Raw genomic sequence first — 17052 nt, forward strand, 5'->3', positions numbered from 1 at the left:
AACGATATGGATAAAATATAAATTAACAATATTGACAAATCGTTAACTTTGTCTATAATGGAGGTAGGAGGATGAGAATAATGAGTAAAGCCGTATATGATCTAACCGCAAAACAAATTAATTTAGGCTTTCAAGAAAAAGATCACCACCTTATTGAAAAAGAAACTGATTTCATTTTAAACAAGATTGTAACAGTGATGCTCACAGTATTTTCTGACAAAATTGAAGGGATTACCTTTGATCATTATGGTGTAATTTTAAAAAGTGAATATTTGCTTTCAGAAAAACATCAAGAGAATTTACTGAAGTGGCTTAAGCGGTTAATGGAAATTGAATACCCTTCCTCAGATATAGAATTTGGCAAACTAAAAGTAGATCTTGAGAACTGGTACTATAAAATGGGAGGAGAAGAGATTCACTTCCACTATCATGATGATTATCTTTTAACTCCTAAAGAAGCATCAGAGCGCTTGGGCGTGTCTAGAGTTACCTTAAATAAATATATACAACAGGGATTAGAGTCTTTAGATACTTCGTCTCATCACAAAATCCCCTTGTATGTTATTGATTTATGGAATGACCCCGTATATTGTATTCGGATGCAAATGATTGCTCAACAAAGGAAAATGGGAAAACAGACCCCTTTAGAACGATTACAAGAAATAAATAATGAGCTTTCTAAATTACAAATAAAATATAAAAAACCTAATTTTAAAGAAGCATTTGGCCATCTAAATGGAGACAACCTTGACGATCCAGCTGATTATTATTTATGGCGAGATTTAGAAGATGACAAAGAGGAGATTTTAAAGCACATTGGGGGAAGTTAATTTTGAGAAAGAGACACTCAAACTTGTCTACGAATAGATCTAAAATATTACTTCCAGCTGATGTAGACGCTATCCTCGATGATTACGGTCATCTTTTGAAGGCCTACTCCCAATTGAGAGACAAAGAATCAATTTTCGCCAATTATAAAAGAACGGTAAAGAGAATGGAAGTTTTGTTCCCTTTAGTAGAGCATCCTGTCCATGGAGTTACGGGTTTACATGCACTAGAAAATTATGATGAAGCGGGTTATGTCAGGCGTTACCAATACCATTGGAAGATAATTCTGCCCAAAACTGGTGTAAAAGCTAAATCACATTTCAGGGTGGGGGAATGATCCACATAATGCAGAATGGACACCTGACGAATATAAAATCGAAACAGAACCCCATCATCATCATTACGATCCAACTGATAGGAAAAAAAGAAAAGAAAATTACAACGTTCGCACTCTTAAGCAAGCGTTCGAGTTCGTCTCTTACTACCTTGAATCTGGAGAAGAATATAAAGCATAATGCATATGCTAAAAATTAGCTGATGAAACCTGGCTTTTTCTTTGATATTGCTTATGGGGAAATTGGCTTATCATTACCTCAGATTTGCTGTGCTCCAAATCCAACTAATTATAAAGCATAAACGTTCCCTCACCTTACTCATAGATAAGGGCTATTTTACGTTTACCTACCTATATTTAAAACTTCTGCCTTTGGTACTTTTATAATAGCTTTGTATTGCTGGATTTTCTCAATACCTTGGAAGTATTACTAGGTCGGCTAATCCCCATGCCAGATAAAAAGAGGGTGATGGCACGAGTGTCTATGAAGCATTGATGGTTACTATAGCCTTTAGCATACACATAAGAAATAGACACCCTGTCTGACAAAAAACGGGGGTGTCTATTTTTACGAATAGCCTTGCCCTAGTTACATCTCGATTTCTTCACTCGGATCAAGAGCTTGATCCCAGCCTTGTAGACGTCAGTCTGCAAAAAGGTGAATCGCTTCAGATGTAAATCTTGCAGAAGGACCATAGTTAATCCAGTGTTCCGCCTGATAAAATTCATATTCTTTCTAATCATGATCATTTCCCTGATTCTATCTGTGCCTGTCACCCTATTTGAGTGGCAGGCACTTATTAGTTGTGTAAGGATTTTACGAACTCTCCAAACATACTCCATTTCATGACTGCACAGCCCAACTCAAAGACCCTCACTACCTTTTCCCTAAAAATAATCCACATCTGGGGTCAGACCCCAATATCTAGTTTTGGTGATCTGTACTATTATCAGTATTGTGGGTCGATTTTTTTAACTGAACATATTAATAGTGGTAATAATAATAGGCATCGCAAATACATCAATTAAGAAAGCGCCGACAATGGGCACGACTAAAAATGCTTTACGTGACGGGCCGAATTTATTTACGATAGCATCCATATTAGCTATAGCATTTGGTGTTGCCCCTAGACCATGCCCCGTGAATCCACCTACCATAACAGCAGCGTCGTAATTCTTTCCAAGTAAACGGAACAAAATAAATATGCCAAATAAAGCAATAAACAATACTTGGACAAACACAATCGCTAGCAATGGTAATGCCAAGTTTGCAACTTCCCACAATTTAATGCTCATTAGTGCCATCGATAAGAAAATACCTAAAGTGACATCTCCAATAATTGTAATGCTTTTCATCTGAATTATATTTCCATTAAACAGATCTATTATATTTCGTACGATAACAGCAACAAACATGGCGCTAACATAGTTAGGCAGAGAAAATCCGGTTAACTGAGTGAATAAGTCCCCTAAATAAGAACCCGATGCCATGCAAAATGTAATAATAAACACCTGCACCATAAATGTTTTGGAATTCACAGTCGTATTATCCTTATTATTTATTAGCGGATTATCATCTTCAATATCTTTTTCAGTGGGTTGTAAATTATATTTATTGACCAAATATTTAACAATGGGCCCGCCAATAAGCCCCCAGCTACAAGGCCAACAGTCGCTGCAGCTAATCCTACAGATAAAGCAGAATCTATACCCATCTCTTCAATAGTAGTACCAAACGCTGTTGCAGCGCCATGCCCCCCTTCCATTGAAACAGCCCCTACAACAACGCCAATCAAGGGGTCTATATTTAGAAGTTTAGCAAGTGACACGCCTATAATACTTTGAACAAGCGCAAGAAACCCGCATGACAACCAATAGATAACTAATAATTTTCCACCTAATTTAATTAACCCAAAACTGGCACCCAAACCGACCGTTGTAAAAAACGTCAACATAAAAAGCCCTTGTAACGATGTATCCAATGTGAAGTTCAAGACGCCCATACTTCTAAGTGCCGTAGTAATAATTGCAAACAAAAGACCGCCTACTACAGGTGCAGGGATACAGAATTTATCTAAAAAACGTATTCTTGTATTTAGATACTTTCCCAACATAAAAACCGCAACAGCTAAAAAAATAGTAGTCAGCTGATTAATTTCCAGGCCCATTTTGTCACCCTTTCTAGATTATTTTTCTTGAGCATTAAAATATTTGATTACTTCTGCTATCAGAAAAGCTGCTAATTTAACTGTTTTACCATCCTCATCGACTTGCGGATTAACCTCTGACATATCAAAACTAATAACATTTTTCTTAGCTACAATGTATCGTAATAATGTTCGCACTACTTTTGGATCTAGTCCAAATGGCGAAGGGGCACTAACACCAGGAGCCGCAGAAGCAACAATCGAATCAGTACATAAAGTCAATATCACATAATCAAACTGAGAAAATTCATCAATTATCTTAAATGTGTTCTTGTAATGATCCGACGTGATGTTTTCTTCCAAAATATATTTGCAGTTGTAATATTCAGCAGTCTTAAATAATGATTTTGTATTAGCAAATTCCTGGATACCCAGACATAAATACTTAGAGTTTTGATCCTGCTCTAATATTTGTCTAAACATAGTACCTGACGAAGTAATTTCATCGTCCCGCATATCAAAGTGCGCATCAATATTAATAATTCCCAGTGACGCATCTGGACCAATATAATTCCTCGCTCCTAGATAATGACCATATAAGGTTTCATGACCGCCCCAAGAATGATAGGTGTCTCACCGTTCTGATATAATAAGTTAAGGTCTTGTCCAAGTTCTTGCTGTGCTATTTCGAGTTCTTCACCTTCACATACAACATTACCAACATCCGATATTTTCTTTTCATTATTAATTGTAAACGGAATTGAAGATAAAGCCTTTCTTATTTCATTTGGCGCCTCTCTGGCCCCAATACGTCCTTTATTCCGTTTCACCCCTTCGTCACTTTCAAATCCGATAATGCTAAAACCACTTTTACTTTTTTCCAATTGATTTACTTGCTCAAGTTGAACAACTTGATGAAAACGAAATTTTTCAAAATCCTGTTGACTATCGACTCTTCCCTTCCAATGTTGCTTACTCGCCAATCTATAAATGAGAACCCCCTCCATTTCTTTACACGTTAAGGTTTCAAAATAATGCATATTTTTATACTAATGCAATACTGTGTATAATTACTAATACATGTTTTTAATAATTCAATAGGTTTTGGCTATGGGAAGGGAAAATATGTATGGAAATAAGGGAATTACGTTATTTTGTAACAATTGTGGAACAATCCACTTTCACTGCGGCTGCAGCTAAACTGCATATTTCACAGCCCTCTTTAAGTGCAACAATCAAAAAGCTAGAGAACAAAGTTGGTTTATCTTTGTTAGACAGAAGTGCACGTGATATACGTCTAACGAAGGAAGGATCCATTTTATACTATGAGGCGAGAAAATTACTAAATCACTTCGAACACGTACTAGATGAAATGGAGCGATTAAAAAAAGACGGCCCCCTCGATATCTCAATCGGATTAATTGAGTCGGCTAAATTTTGGCTACCAAAGGTATTATGTGAATTCAAAAAGCAATATCCTAATATACACGTGAAAATATTCGATCTTCTAAGCTCACACGAAGTCATAAATTCATTTAATAACTATAAAATTCATCTTGCTATCACGAATCAATTTATCGACAATTCGGAAATCAAATCCATCCCTATCTATGAGGAAAGACTAGTAGCACTTATACCGGAGTCGCATAACTTAACAAACAAAGAGTATCTTACTATTCATGAATTGGAAACAGAAGCATTTATAGTTTGTAGAGAGGGATTTCAGACACGAGAAGATATTTTAAACACTTTCCGGAAAGCTGGTATTAAACCAAATCTACAATTTGAAATTGAACGATTTGAAACAGCATGCAGTTTAGTTGAGAACGGGTTAGGTATTACAGTTGTTCCAGAGAATTATGTGAAAAACGCACCGAGATATCATTTCCAAATCAAACAAATACAGAAGCCAAACAACATTTCACGGACGGTGTATTTAACTATGAATAAAAATCGGTATTTACCTCCAATTGTTTTAACGTTTATCAAGTTGATAAAAGAACAATTTCCAAATACAGATATTTATGAACAATAATATTGATCCTCAAGCTCAAGGTAAGATCAAAAAATCCCCTCAAAGGTCAATGTGGACCCTAGAGGGGATTTGTTTTTGCTTTAAGTTGGCGGTCAAAATAGAAGTGGAAAGTATTTAAAATTGATAATTGATTAACAGCATCATGAACTTTTCTGGAGTGAGGGTAGACCCTGTGAACAATTCTAATTAAACCCTATTTGAGTGACAGGCACGTATTAGTTGTGGCAAGGACTCTACGCCCTCTCCAATCGCTCTCCAATTTATACCTTCCCTCTAAAAATAATCAATAAGACCTTGGGTAATCGCTTCTGCCACACTAGATTGATAACTACCTGTCTTTAACTTCCCAACTTCACTCGGATTTGATAGAAACCCAAGTTCAACAAGAACCGCTGCATCATTGTTTTCTCGTAATACATGGTAGTCTCCAAATTGCGCCCCATCATTTTGAAGATTCGTGTGCGCTATAAGCTGTCCTTGAATTTGATCAGCAAGCCCCTTGTCACCATTCGAATAATAATAAGTGCTTATGCCTCGAGCACTTGGGTAAAGGCTGGAGTTATAATGGAGACTAATAAAAGCATCTGTGTCATAAGCATGGCTAATATCTACTCTTTCCTCAAGAGCTAAATAGCGATCATTTGACCTTGTCATAATCACATTGGCTCCCGCTTGCTGCAGTTGATCAGAGATGGTGTGAGCCGTTTGTAATGTCAGATTCTTTTCATATCCTCCAAAATAGCCTATAGCACCCGGATCATACCCTCCGTGTCCTGCATCAAGGACAATGTTCACCCCTTCTAACGAGGAGTGACTCGTGCCCTGAGATGAATCACTAGTGACAAGCCAGCCTGCGATCCAACCTGTACCTCCATCCGACAACCTCACCTGCACCCAATCATTGGCCTTTTCTAAAAGTTGAAAAGAATCACCACGATAAGCGAGGCCAAGACTATCATAGCCCGTCCCAGGCCCCGTCCGTATATTGGCAGCATCCCCTGCAACTTTCACTTGTTGACTATGGGGAGAGGTGGAATCAGACTCTAGCAAATAATAAGCGGCTACCCATCCGCTTTGACCATTGTAATTGATTCTTGCCCAACCAAACCGATTCTCATAAACCGTAACTATGGTCTCATCCTCAAGAGATCCAATGACCGAAGCATCCATGCTTGGTTCACTACGCACCTGTAAAGACGTAGCATCCACACGATATGTAGTACCTTGTTCCGCGGAAACCGTCGGAGTCGGCCCGAATAGAGACATGATTAGGCTGAAGCAAACTAGCATAAACATAGAGTTTCTAAATAGATTAAACAGACCATTCACTCCTTTTTACCTACATTTTTGTTCCATCTTCGCCACAATATTGTAACAATTTCCTGCAATTGGTTACAATATTCATCACAAAAAATAATTCCATTAAACTATTAATATAGGCATATTAATGTTCGGTTGTAAATATTAACCTACTAACGGGTTACTTTCTCCCCTAGTACGAGACCGCCCATACTACCATGAACTTAATATAAACAAAAAAACCACTCCCTTCCTTAGAATAGGCAGAGAGTGGTTCATGCTTATCTTCAATCGCTAATATGATAGATAGCATTCATAAAGGTTTCTTGTCTATATTATTTAGATAATTAAGAGAGCTTACAAAACTAGCAGATTCGACCACTTCCCCATAATGCCTTGCCCTAATTGTCGTCAGAAACAAACATCTCCTCACCATAGGTAGAAAATCGGTGTATTGATTCCTTCCGTGTGAAGTCGGATTTATGGTTTAAATGAATTTCCGACCATCTAAACATAAGTAATATGTACAAGTTATTGAATGCCCTGTATAGATATTCTATATTAATAACAATTTGAATCACGGAGAATTTTGCTTTACTATTATATGAACACATCCATCATTGAAGTTAGATCATCCAAGTCAAGAAACAAGGAGGCACCTCCTAACTAATCATTATTATTACCTCCAAAATTACTTCATCTATTATCTCCAATTAAAAACTCAATATATCCAAAAAAGAGGAGACTATATTTTATATGACATGGTACTTAAGTTACATAGTGATTTACTTCATTCTCATGTTTTCAATGGGATTCTATTACTTCTTCAAAATAAAAACCTACGATGAGTACTTAATCGGAAGCTGGAACACCGCGTTCTGGCCAATCGTCGGAACCATCATCAGCACATGGTGTGGTGCTGCCGTCTTCATTGGCTGGGTTGGAATGGGCTTTACAGTAGGTCTATCGGGATTTTTTAAATTTGCATTGCCTGGAATCTTATTTTGTCTTTTATTAATCATTGCGTTCGCTGGGCCATTAAGAAGACAAAGGCTGTACACATTAGCTGATTTATTCGGGGAGAGATTTGGTGGGAAATCAGGAATCATTCCTTCTGTCCTTTCCGCCTTTATTTATTCTGTTCCAACACTAGCTCTGCAAATGGTCGGAATGTCCACCATTTTTAATATCACATTAGGGATAGACACAAGTGTTGGTGTGGCCCTGTCGTTTGCACTAATACTAGGCTTTACTATATTAGGCGGACTGCCGGCAACGATTATTACAGATGCTCTTCAATCCATTATTGTTATTATCGGAATTGTCATTTTATGTATAACGAGTGTCGTTTATGCTGGCGGGTTTGATATGATTTTGGCTAATACACCGATTGAGTACATCAGTCCTTTAGGCCCAGAAGGGTTAGGGGAAGTGTTGTTATACGCTTTATCTGTTGGTCCATTTTATCTGGTTTGGCAATCGACGTGGCAGCGTATTTTTGCATCAAAAAGTGAACGGGTTGCCAAGAGGGCTGGTGTGACTGGGTTTGTTATTGCGGGTGCGATTTCTATTTTACCTTTTTCCATTGGGGTAATTGCTCGTCAATATGTTCCTTCAGACACGGACCCTGACTTATTGTTTTCTTATGTAACCGCAGAACTTTTACATCCGGCCATAGGTGGAATTGTTTTCGTTGGTCTGTTGGCAGCATTAATGACAGGTGCGACTTCGTTTATATTGCAAGGAAGTTCCAACTTAACGAGAGATTTATACCAACGATTAATGAAACCACATGCGAACAATAAACAACTCATGACGACTTCACGACTAACCGTTGCCATTATTTCAGTATTAGGTTTAGTCGTCTCTTATTTTGTTACAGATATAGCCAGTGCCTACCAGTGGGCTCTTAGGTTATCAGCAACTGTCCTAGTCTTTCCGTTTCTTGCCGTTATGTTTTGGAAAAAGGTCACAAAAGCTGGCGTACTCTGGAGCATGACCTTGGCGTTAATCGCCACACTTGGATGGCCATTTTTCAATATTGGCATCAACCACACCATCTTTGGTTTCCTAGTTTCCGTTAGTAGCTTACTTGTCATCAGTCTACTCACTCAACATGGCAATACAGAACAGGTTCGAGCTGTTTATTGGGAAGATTTAGATTCTGCAGATCCTCCAAGTGAAGAATAAATGACTGTCTTTAAAAGGAGAACATGAAATGAACACAATTGATTTACTCATAAAAAATGCAAACATTGTAACGATTGATGAACAAAATAACCGTGCACGTTCTTTAGCCGTTTCAAACGGCGTTATCAGTCAAATTTGGACAGCGCCCGAACCACCCCAAGATGAAATTAATCTAACTTCGGAGACGAAAGTGATTGATTTGAAGGAAGCCACGTTAATTCCAGGCTTTATTGACACCCATAACCATCTTTTAATGTACTCTCTATTTCGAAAACAAGTCAATTGCAGTACACCACCAAACGAAAGCATTCCTGATATTTTGGAAAAAGTAAAAGAACAAGTAGCCGCTACACCTGAAGGAGAATGGGTCCTCGGATGGGGTTACGATAATACGTTATTATCGGAAGAACGACACCCAACACGCAAGGAATTAGACAGGATAGCACCGGACATCCCAGTATTCATTCGTCATATTTCCTCCCACTTTGCTGCCGTGAATTCGAAAGCATTAGAAATAGCCGGGATTGCCGAAGACATAGAGGATCCACAGGGCGGACGTTTTGGGCGTGATGAAACGGGACGATTAAATGGAGTCTTACATGAGCTGCCAGCTTTAGCACCTGTCCAAGCTGCGATCCCGACCGCTTCCGTAGAAGAAATGGCTTCCTTAATAGGAGAGGCTTCCAACGATTATCTTGCCCAGGGAATTACTACCAATTCAGATGCAGGTGTTGGATTGGATTTAGGAATAGCTGAATTTGATGCCCATTTAAAAGCACTAGAACAAGGGAATAATCCTCTACGTATGCGGTTTATGGTTCTGCACCATCTCTTGAATCAGGAAGGACCTTTTCAGCACTATTCTGCCAAACAGTTAGAGGAAGAAATTCAAAACCGATCAAAAAACCGTGCTACATTGGACAGTGCAAAGCTATTTCAGGATGGCTCCATTCAAGGAATTACCGCTGCCCTTAGGGAACCTTACTACTGTGAACCAGAAACTTATGGAGAACTCCTGCATAACCAAAAGGATTTTAACGGGGAAATTTTGGATCTGCACAAAAGAGGATTTCGGATTGCCATCCATGGGAATGGCGATCGAGCCATTGAGTCTATTCTAGATGCCTACGAATATGCTTTAACAGCTGAACCGCGCACGGACCATCGTCACCGCATTGAGCATATACAGACGGGAACTTCCGAAGACTTAAACAGAATGAAAGCATTAGATGTGGCAGGGTCTTTCTTTATTAACCACGTTTATTACTGGGGTGACAGGCATAAACGAATCTTTTTAGGACCTGACAGGGCAGAACAAATCAACCCTTTAGCAGATGCTTTAGAAAGGGACATTCTTTACACACTACATTCCGATTGCCCGATCACTCCCATCTCTCCACTATTTTCAATTTGGGCAGCAGTTAATCGCCAAACGATGAAGGGTGAAGTGTTAGGAGAAGATCAAACAATTAGTGTAGAAAAAGCTTTGCGGACCATGACTATAGACGGGGCTAAGTTAAATTTTGATGAAGATAAATCAGGCAGTATAGAAGTTGGAAAACTAGCAGACTTTGCGGTTCTTGAGGCCGATCCAACGGTTATAGACCCTATCAAGATTAAAGATATTAATGTAATGGCAACAATCATTGACGGTAAACTGGTATATGGTCAGGAAACATTTCCAGACCCTAATTAATTCATCGACGTACAAATCCCACTTCATGATTAGGCATTAATCATGAAGTGGGATTTATTATAAAATACCTTTTCTCCTTATCGTTTTAGGTTCTATTCGTCATCGTAAGCATGTAAAGCATTCACACCATGAGCCATCGCAGAACCAGCTTTCAGTGCAGTGGCAACAAAAATAGCCTCAGCTACCTCTTCCTTAGCAGCCCCTTGTTTTTTTGCTCCCTTTGTATGGATATCAATGCAATACGGGCAGCCTGTCGTATGAGCAACCGCGACTGCAATGAGTTCCTTCTCTTTCGCCCCAATTAATCCAGGTTTCATCGACTGCTGGTCAAAATTAACAAACGCCTTAAACGCATCACCATTCAAATCGGAGAATTCCTTCAACCTATCAAAATAAGCTTTACGGTAAAGTTCTTCTTGGCCATTTTCATCATATGTATTTAGTGCGTTCACTCCGTGGGCAATGGCAGACCCAGCTTTCAATGCTGTCGCGACCATAATCGCCTCAGCCACTTCTTCCTTGGATGCCTCTTGCTTTTTTACATTTTTTACATGGAGATCAATACAGTACGGGCAGCCTGTCGTGTGTGCCACAGCAACAGCGATTAATTCCTTTACCTTCGCCGAGAGCTCTCCAGCAGCTAAAGCTTTTTTGTCAAAATTGACAAAAGCACGAAAGGCATCAGGTGCGAGCTGCTCGAACTCCCCAAGCCGGTTGATATTAGATTGTTGATACAAGACATCTTGACTCATGGTCTCCCCTCCAGTAACTTTTTAAATATTGTAATTCTCTGAAAATAATACTATGAATGATGTCCCATCACAAACGAAACGTCTTGTAGTTTGTACGATCATGATTCGCGGCGAACGATGTATTAAAACCAACACATTCAGCAATAATGATTAGAACCCCAAACCCTATATAAACGAGGTGTCCGTCATGTTCGCTAAAGGATTCAGAAACGCATTATTCAATTTTGGTTTATTGTTGCATTATTATTCATTAACAAACAGTGATAGTCGGCAGGCCCCTGCTAGGTAGGCTGACTCTAAGTAGGAGACAGCTTTGCCATTAAGAAAATCGCTCCCCATGGAAATGCCAGCAGTTTTCAGTTTTTCCTCTTGTTCCATAATGTTAATGTACCTCCACAAAAGTTATTTATTTTAGCATTGGCTAAAATTTCTACATTAAATATTTTTAGATATGGACTGTAGAAAACGGTTTATTTAGTAGTGGAAGAGCATCTAAATATTTACCGATCATTTTTGAAAAAGACATGTTCTTGGCGGTAAGATTGAATAATAAGCAGACATTGCCGTTTAGACCTTGCTATCCTATTAACCACAATTAGCTAAAGTTTTACATGTATTCTTGAAAATATGCAAAAAAATAACCCTGTGAAGAATCTATTCACAAGGCCTCTCAGTTCCCTTATTTCACCTAGGATACTAAGAATCAACTACATTCTTAATTTATTCGTAATTTCCTCCGCTCCCTTTACTATTTTATCTGTAAATTCATCAAAGTTATAATCATCTACCCTCGCAGAAGGGATAATGGTAGTTAATGCTGCAAAAACATTTGAAAAAGGGTCAAATATTGGTGCACTTATCGAACCCGCTCCCTTTACTCTCTCCCCATGACTTGTAGCAAAACCATTTTCTCTTATTTTTATCAGATCCTCGATGAGGGCTTCTTTTGTTGATATCGTATTTTCAGTTATACCCTCTAAGGAAACATCGTTTAGATAATTTTCTAATATATCCTGGTTAAAATGTGCCAATAAAACCTTTGCAGAAGCACCTGCATATAAAGGAGAAGTTTGACCAACAAACGTTAACGCATTTAACTCATGCTTACTTTCAATGTTGTGAATACACTTTCTTTCATTATCCTCAATTACACTTAAACTAACGCTTTCTGTCGTTTCGGAGTAAATTCGTTCCATCACGGGTTGGGCAATGGTCAAGAGACTTGAGCTTTTTTCTACTAACTCTGCAAAAAAGATAAAATCCAATCCAAGCTGATACCGTTTATCTTGCTCATTTTTTTGGAGCAGGCCTTCCATAGTCAATGTAGAAAGAAGCCGTTGGAGGCTTGATTTACCAATTCCGGTAAGTGAATGTAATTCAGTTAAGGTAAGTCTTTTATTGTGTCTCGAAAAAGCTCTCAAAATCTGTACAGCCCGATGTACAGTCTGCATGGAGTAATTCTTCTCGAAGTTGTCTTTATTCATTTTTATCACCTATTTAGCTTAGTATCATCCATCCACTATTTTATCAAAAACATGATATGAAATAACATGTTGCTTTCTTAATTCCTCAAGTTCTTCTATACTGTACCCCAATTCCTCCATTAATAACTCTTCCGTGTGCTCTCCTAATAGGGGAGGTGCAGATTTACTTGAGACATTTAAGTTTGAAAATCTCATTGGATTTTTGGTCATTTTAATCTCCCCAATGACCGGATGTGTTAGCACTTCAACACTTTCTCTAGCCTGAACCTGTGGGTGATCAAACGCTTGATCAATTGTATTCACTTTACCAGCAGGGATTTTTGCCTGGGAGAGCAATTCCATCCATTCATCAGCCGTTTTTTCTTTCAGCACTTGTTGAATCATGAAAACTAACTCTTCTTCATTTTCTAAGCGCTTATCATTGGTGCAATATCTTGGATCTGCAGCCCACTCCGGATGTTTTAATAACTTACATAATTTAACGTACAGACCATTGTTTCCAGCACACAACATAATCGGATCGTCCTTACATTTGAAAACCTGATAAGGTACGACATTATTGTGACTATTCCCTAATCGCTTAGAGATTTTCCCAGCATTTAAATAGCTGCTCGATACATTAGCCAGACTGCTCATTTGCACATCCAGTAAAGATAAATCAATATGCTGCCCCTGGTTATTGAAGTCTCTCATTCTAATTGCCGACAAAATACTAATCGCGACATAATTAGAAGTTAGAATATCCGCTATAGGCACACCAACTTTAGTCGGTTCTCCATCAGCATCTCCCGTAACATCCATTAAACCACTTATCGCCTGAATCACTGGATCGAAACCCGGAGCGCCTTTATCAGGACCAGTCTGACCAAATCCTGTAACAGAACACATAATTAACTGATCGTTAACCATCTTCAAATCTTCATAGCCTAACCCCAACTTTTCCATCGTCCCTGTTTTAAAATTTTCTAGAACGACATCTGCTTTTTTTACTAAATCCAGAAATATTTCTTTCCCTTTTTCCTCTTTTAAATTTAACGTAATGGACCTTTTATTACGGTTAGATGAAAAATAATACGTACTCTCCCCATTTACAAAAGGTCCCCATTCCCTCATACTATCTGATCCTGTTAACGATTCAACCCTGATCACATCCGCTCCTAAGTCTGCTAGAATCATTGATCCCGCTGGAGCAGCATATACCCTGGACAAATCCAGGATTCTTATATCTTTTAATGGTTGGTTCATGTTCATCTCTCCCTATAAGGTAAGTCGTTTACCCGAGGTTGTTTTAGCCGTTTCATCATCTTTCTTGATACTAAGCTTCTGCATCACTACAACGACTCCGATCAAGGCCGCCCCAAGCAATCCATACAAGATCCCTGGGAAGATTAAAAGGAAAGCTGCCACTAGCATAATTACTCTCTGGACTAGATTGGTTTTTATAAAAAGCCTCCCTTTTAACACTGAGGCAAGGGCAATAACCCCGATAATAGCTGTTACAGCAGCACGCAGACTATCCCATGTAGAGCCTCCATCAAAAAGGAGCACAGGGTTAAACAAGAAGAAAAACGGGACAATAAAACCAGCTAACCCTATTTTCAGAGATTCCATCGATACTTTTCCAGAATCAGTGCCAGCAATTCCGCTTGCTGCATAAGAAGCTAAAGCTACTGGAGGTGTGATACTGGATAAGGCTGCATAGTAGAAAGCAAACATATGGGCAGCTAACGGTGCGACATTCATAGTAATCAGGATAGGAACAGCAATGGCAGCAACAATAATATAAGCAGCCGTCACAGGGACACCCATTCCTAGAATGATACTTATAACCATTGTTAATAACGCCGCTAGGAACACACTATCCCCAGCTAGATTAATAACGTTATTACCTACTACGAGCCCTAAACTTGTCAAACTTACTGTTGCTATCACAACGCCTACAATGGCACATGCAATCCCTACATTTATAGCTCCTTTAGCACCTTCCTCAATAGAACGTAATATCGTTCTAAAGTTCATTCTCGTTGATTTTCTTAACCAACTAGCTGCTACGGTCGAAATTAATGCCCAGATCGCTGCAAACAATGGAGTTACCCCAGAAAATAAAGCTCCAACCAGTACAATCAGTGGAATTAACAAATGCCCACCATTTTTTAAGACCTCCACTGCATTGGGGATGTTTTCCTTGGATAAACCGGATAATCCCATGTTTTTCGCTTCAAAATGAACGACCATAAATAGCGTTACATAATAAAGGATTGCTGGAATTAACGCTGCCATCATAACCACTGTATACGGTACACCTAAAAATTGGGCCATGATAAACCCCGCGGCTCCCATGATCGGAGGTGCTATTAATCCTCCTGTAGATGCTACCGCCTCTACGGCTCCAGCGAATTTAGAATTATATCCGGTTTTCTTCATCATCGGGATCGTAACCGTACCTGTAGTGACAACATTTCCAACAGCACTCCCGCTAATCATCCCCATGAAGCCGCTGCCGAAAATAGCAACCTTTGCAGGGCCTCCTGCTGAACGTCCTGCAATGGTTAAGGCTAGATCGTTGATAAAATCAGTAAAACCACTATTTTTAAGAAAAGCCCCAAAAAGGACAAAGACAAAAATGTATGTCGCTGACACACCCAGGGCAATACCAAAGATCCCCTGGCTTCCCCAGAACATGACATTAATCACTCGTTCGACAGTAAATCCATAGTGTCCTAATATCCCAGGTATATAAGCTCCGAAAAAATTATACAGGAGGAACATCGCCGCAATGATGGTTAGCCCTTTTCCGGCAACTCTTCTGCTCGCCTCAAATAATAAGAGTACGGCAACCCCACCCACGATATAATCGAGTGTTGTATTAATACCATTTCTTTCAAGGATAAAGTTGTCATACATGGAAATAAAATAGCCAATAGATCCAACCGACAGAATGACACAAATGATATCCCAGGCTGTCGGCGCCACTCTATTTCCACTACTTTTCTTCGAGGCAGGGTAGAGTAAAAAAGTTAATACAAGCAAAAATCCTAAGTGCCAGGCCCTAAACTTGACCGTCTCCATAACTCCATAACTACTCGTGTATAACTGAAATACAGTCCAGATAATACATAGAAGTAAAATGACTCTAGACATAAGACCTAAATAATTCACCTGTTTCACACCATCAACTGCATGATCAAGCTCTTCAGAGTCTTTTACCTTCCTTCGTTTAGGCAGGAACTTCATCCTTTCCCCCTCCTCCTCATAGTCATGTCAAAATAGAGCTTATTCAAGGACGCCAATTTCCTTATAATATTTTTTTGCACCCGGGTGTAACGGAACGCCTGCGGTGCCCTGCACAGCTAACTCAGGATCAAATTGCTCGGCAACAGCCTGACCCTCTTTCAATTTATCCAGGTTTTCCCATAATGCTTTCGTCAGCTCATAAACTTTCTCTTCGGACACATTAGCATCAACAGCGATCCCGCTAAATTGTCCAACCGTAATAACATCTTCTGATTGATTATCATAAGTTCCAGCCTCGATGGTATGTTTAAAATTCCATGGATACTTTGATTCGTCCGTTAATGTTTTGATCGCATCTTCTGAAAAGCTTAGTACTTTTGAATCAACAGTAGAGATGAGCTCCGTTGCAGCCGAGGAAGGTACACCAGTATAAATATTTGCCGCTTCTACTTGAGCATTTCTTAATAAATCAACGGCTTCTGTAAATCCAACATAGTTCGCATTCACATTATCAACACTTACCCCATGTGCTTCTAATAGTAATTTGGATTCTATGGCTGTAGCACTTCCCGGAGCACCAAACACGAATGAATGGCCTTTAATATCAGAAGGTGATTCAATACCAGAGCCCTCTAACGCTATGACATGACTAACGTTTGGGTACAAGTTTGCTAATACACGGATGTCCTTATACTGACTCCCTTCAAAGTTCCCAGTCCCGTTATAGGCTTCATACATCATATTTACGGTTGAAAAACCCATAGTGACATTTCCTTGGCTCATTAAGTTTAAGTTATCAACACTTCCGTTAGAACCTTGTGACGTCACTTGTGTACCCAGTTCATTAGTCCAAGTAGTGGATAATAAGGCTCCCAATGAATAGAAGACCCCGGTGGTTGTTCCTGTTGAAAGTACTAGAGGTTTCTCTTTCGAGTTTCCAGCCGCACCACTGCAACCGCTTACAATAAGAACAATAGCTATTAATACCAAACCGAACCTGCTGATCTTTTTCATAATATACTCTCCCTCTCCACTAATTATTGATACTAAAGG

The 17052-nt window shown here is 39.1% G+C and carries 12 protein-coding genes and 2 pseudogenes; 5 read left to right on the forward strand and 9 right to left on the reverse strand.

Features of this window, described 5'->3' with window-relative positions; translation table 11 throughout:
- Positions 1-80 precede the first annotated feature (80 nt).
- Complete coding sequence (locus MUO14_RS07955) at positions 81-830, forward strand: MerR family transcriptional regulator (protein ID WP_244754707.1); 750 nt, start codon at positions 81-83, stop codon at positions 828-830.
- A 23-nt stretch (positions 831-853) separates the two neighbouring features.
- Positions 854-1165 carry a hypothetical protein gene (locus MUO14_RS07960; RefSeq protein WP_244754708.1) on the forward strand — a complete coding sequence of 104 codons (312 nt, stop codon included), beginning with the start codon at positions 854-856 and terminating at the stop codon, positions 1163-1165.
- A 969-nt stretch (positions 1166-2134) separates the two neighbouring features.
- On the opposite strand, the pseudogene gltS reads toward MUO14_RS07960, so the two are convergent.
- Together gltS and hutG are read right to left on the reverse strand one after the other, a co-directional pair.
- Positions 2135-3330, reverse strand: a pseudogene (gene gltS / locus MUO14_RS07970) (sodium/glutamate symporter).
- Positions 3331-3348: 18 nt separating this feature from the next.
- Positions 3349-4349: pseudogene (gene hutG, locus MUO14_RS07975) on the reverse strand (formimidoylglutamase).
- Between the two features lie 89 nt (positions 4350-4438).
- Here hutG and MUO14_RS07980 point away from each other — a divergent pair.
- Positions 4439-5344, forward strand: a complete 906-nt coding sequence (locus MUO14_RS07980; RefSeq protein ID WP_244754709.1) for a LysR family transcriptional regulator — start codon at positions 4439-4441, stop codon at positions 5342-5344.
- A 273-nt stretch (positions 5345-5617) separates the two neighbouring features.
- On the opposite strand, the gene MUO14_RS07985 is transcribed toward MUO14_RS07980, so the two are convergent.
- Positions 5618-6673, reverse strand: coding sequence for an N-acetylmuramoyl-L-alanine amidase family protein (locus MUO14_RS07985; RefSeq protein WP_244754710.1), 1056 nt, complete (start codon positions 6671-6673; stop codon positions 5618-5620).
- A 726-nt stretch (positions 6674-7399) separates the two neighbouring features.
- On the opposite strand from MUO14_RS07985, the gene MUO14_RS07990 reads away from it, so the two are divergent.
- Positions 7400-8833, forward strand: a complete 1434-nt coding sequence (locus tag MUO14_RS07990; RefSeq protein ID WP_244754711.1) for a sodium:solute symporter family protein — start codon at positions 7400-7402, stop codon at positions 8831-8833.
- A gap of 28 nt (positions 8834-8861) precedes the next feature.
- Positions 8862-10529, forward strand: a complete 1668-nt coding sequence (locus MUO14_RS07995) for an amidohydrolase (protein WP_244754712.1) — start codon at positions 8862-8864, stop codon at positions 10527-10529.
- A gap of 92 nt (positions 10530-10621) precedes the next feature.
- Here MUO14_RS07995 and MUO14_RS08000 read toward each other — a convergent pair whose 3' ends face one another.
- The 6 genes from MUO14_RS08000 to MUO14_RS08020 all read right to left on the reverse strand — a co-directional run bounded on the left by MUO14_RS08000 (position 10622) and on the right by MUO14_RS08020 (position 17013).
- Entirely contained in the window at positions 10622-11281 is a 660-nt protein-coding gene (locus MUO14_RS08000; protein WP_244754713.1) for a carboxymuconolactone decarboxylase family protein, read from the reverse strand.
- A 243-nt stretch (positions 11282-11524) separates the two neighbouring features.
- A complete protein-coding gene (locus MUO14_RS24260; RefSeq protein WP_255822171.1) occupies positions 11525-11659 on the reverse strand; it encodes a hypothetical protein in 135 nt (44 codons plus the stop codon).
- Positions 11660-11988: 329 nt separating this feature from the next.
- On the reverse strand, positions 11989-12765 hold the full coding sequence (locus tag MUO14_RS08005; RefSeq protein WP_244754714.1) for an IclR family transcriptional regulator: 777 nt from the start codon (positions 12763-12765) through the stop codon (positions 11989-11991).
- Positions 12766-12789: 24 nt separating this feature from the next.
- Positions 12790-14010: a CaiB/BaiF CoA transferase family protein gene (locus tag MUO14_RS08010; RefSeq protein WP_244754715.1), complete on the reverse strand. Its 1221-nt coding sequence runs from the start codon at positions 14008-14010 to the stop codon at positions 12790-12792.
- Between the two features lie 12 nt (positions 14011-14022).
- Complete coding sequence (locus MUO14_RS08015; protein WP_244754716.1) at positions 14023-15999, reverse strand: TRAP transporter permease; 1977 nt, start codon at positions 15997-15999, stop codon at positions 14023-14025.
- Positions 16000-16038: 39 nt separating this feature from the next.
- A complete protein-coding gene (locus MUO14_RS08020) occupies positions 16039-17013 on the reverse strand; it encodes a TAXI family TRAP transporter solute-binding subunit (RefSeq protein WP_244754717.1) in 975 nt (324 codons plus the stop codon).
- Positions 17014-17052 lie beyond the last annotated feature (39 nt).

The organism is Halobacillus shinanisalinarum, assembly GCF_022919835.1.
GTDB classification, from domain to species: Bacteria; Bacillota; Bacilli; order Bacillales; family Halobacillaceae; genus Halobacillus_A; species Halobacillus_A shinanisalinarum.

What these genes read in the sequence shown, in the direction of transcription:
- MUO14_RS08020 (WP_244754717.1), bottom strand. Translation starts at nt 17,013, where the DNA reads ATGAAAAAGATCAGCAGGTTCGGTTTGGTATTAATAGCTATTGTTCTT.
- MUO14_RS08010 (WP_244754715.1), bottom strand. Translation starts at nt 14,010, where the DNA reads ATGAACCAACCATTAAAAGATATAAGAATCCTGGATTTGTCCAGGGTA.
- MUO14_RS07995 (WP_244754712.1), top strand. Translation starts at nt 8,862, where the DNA reads ATGAACACAATTGATTTACTCATAAAAAATGCAAACATTGTAACGATT.
- MUO14_RS07955 (WP_244754707.1), top strand. Translation starts at nt 81, where the DNA reads ATGAGTAAAGCCGTATATGATCTAACCGCAAAACAAATTAATTTAGGC.
- MUO14_RS08005 (WP_244754714.1), bottom strand. Translation starts at nt 12,765, where the DNA reads ATGAATAAAGACAACTTCGAGAAGAATTACTCCATGCAGACTGTACAT.
- MUO14_RS08015 (WP_244754716.1), bottom strand. Translation starts at nt 15,999, where the DNA reads ATGAAGTTCCTGCCTAAACGAAGGAAGGTAAAAGACTCTGAAGAGCTT.
- MUO14_RS07990 (WP_244754711.1), top strand. Translation starts at nt 7,400, where the DNA reads ATGACATGGTACTTAAGTTACATAGTGATTTACTTCATTCTCATGTTT.
- MUO14_RS08000 (WP_244754713.1), bottom strand. Translation starts at nt 11,281, where the DNA reads ATGAGTCAAGATGTCTTGTATCAACAATCTAATATCAACCGGCTTGGG.
- MUO14_RS24260 (WP_255822171.1), bottom strand. Translation starts at nt 11,659, where the DNA reads ATGGAACAAGAGGAAAAACTGAAAACTGCTGGCATTTCCATGGGGAGC.
- MUO14_RS07980 (WP_244754709.1), top strand. Translation starts at nt 4,439, where the DNA reads ATGGAAATAAGGGAATTACGTTATTTTGTAACAATTGTGGAACAATCC.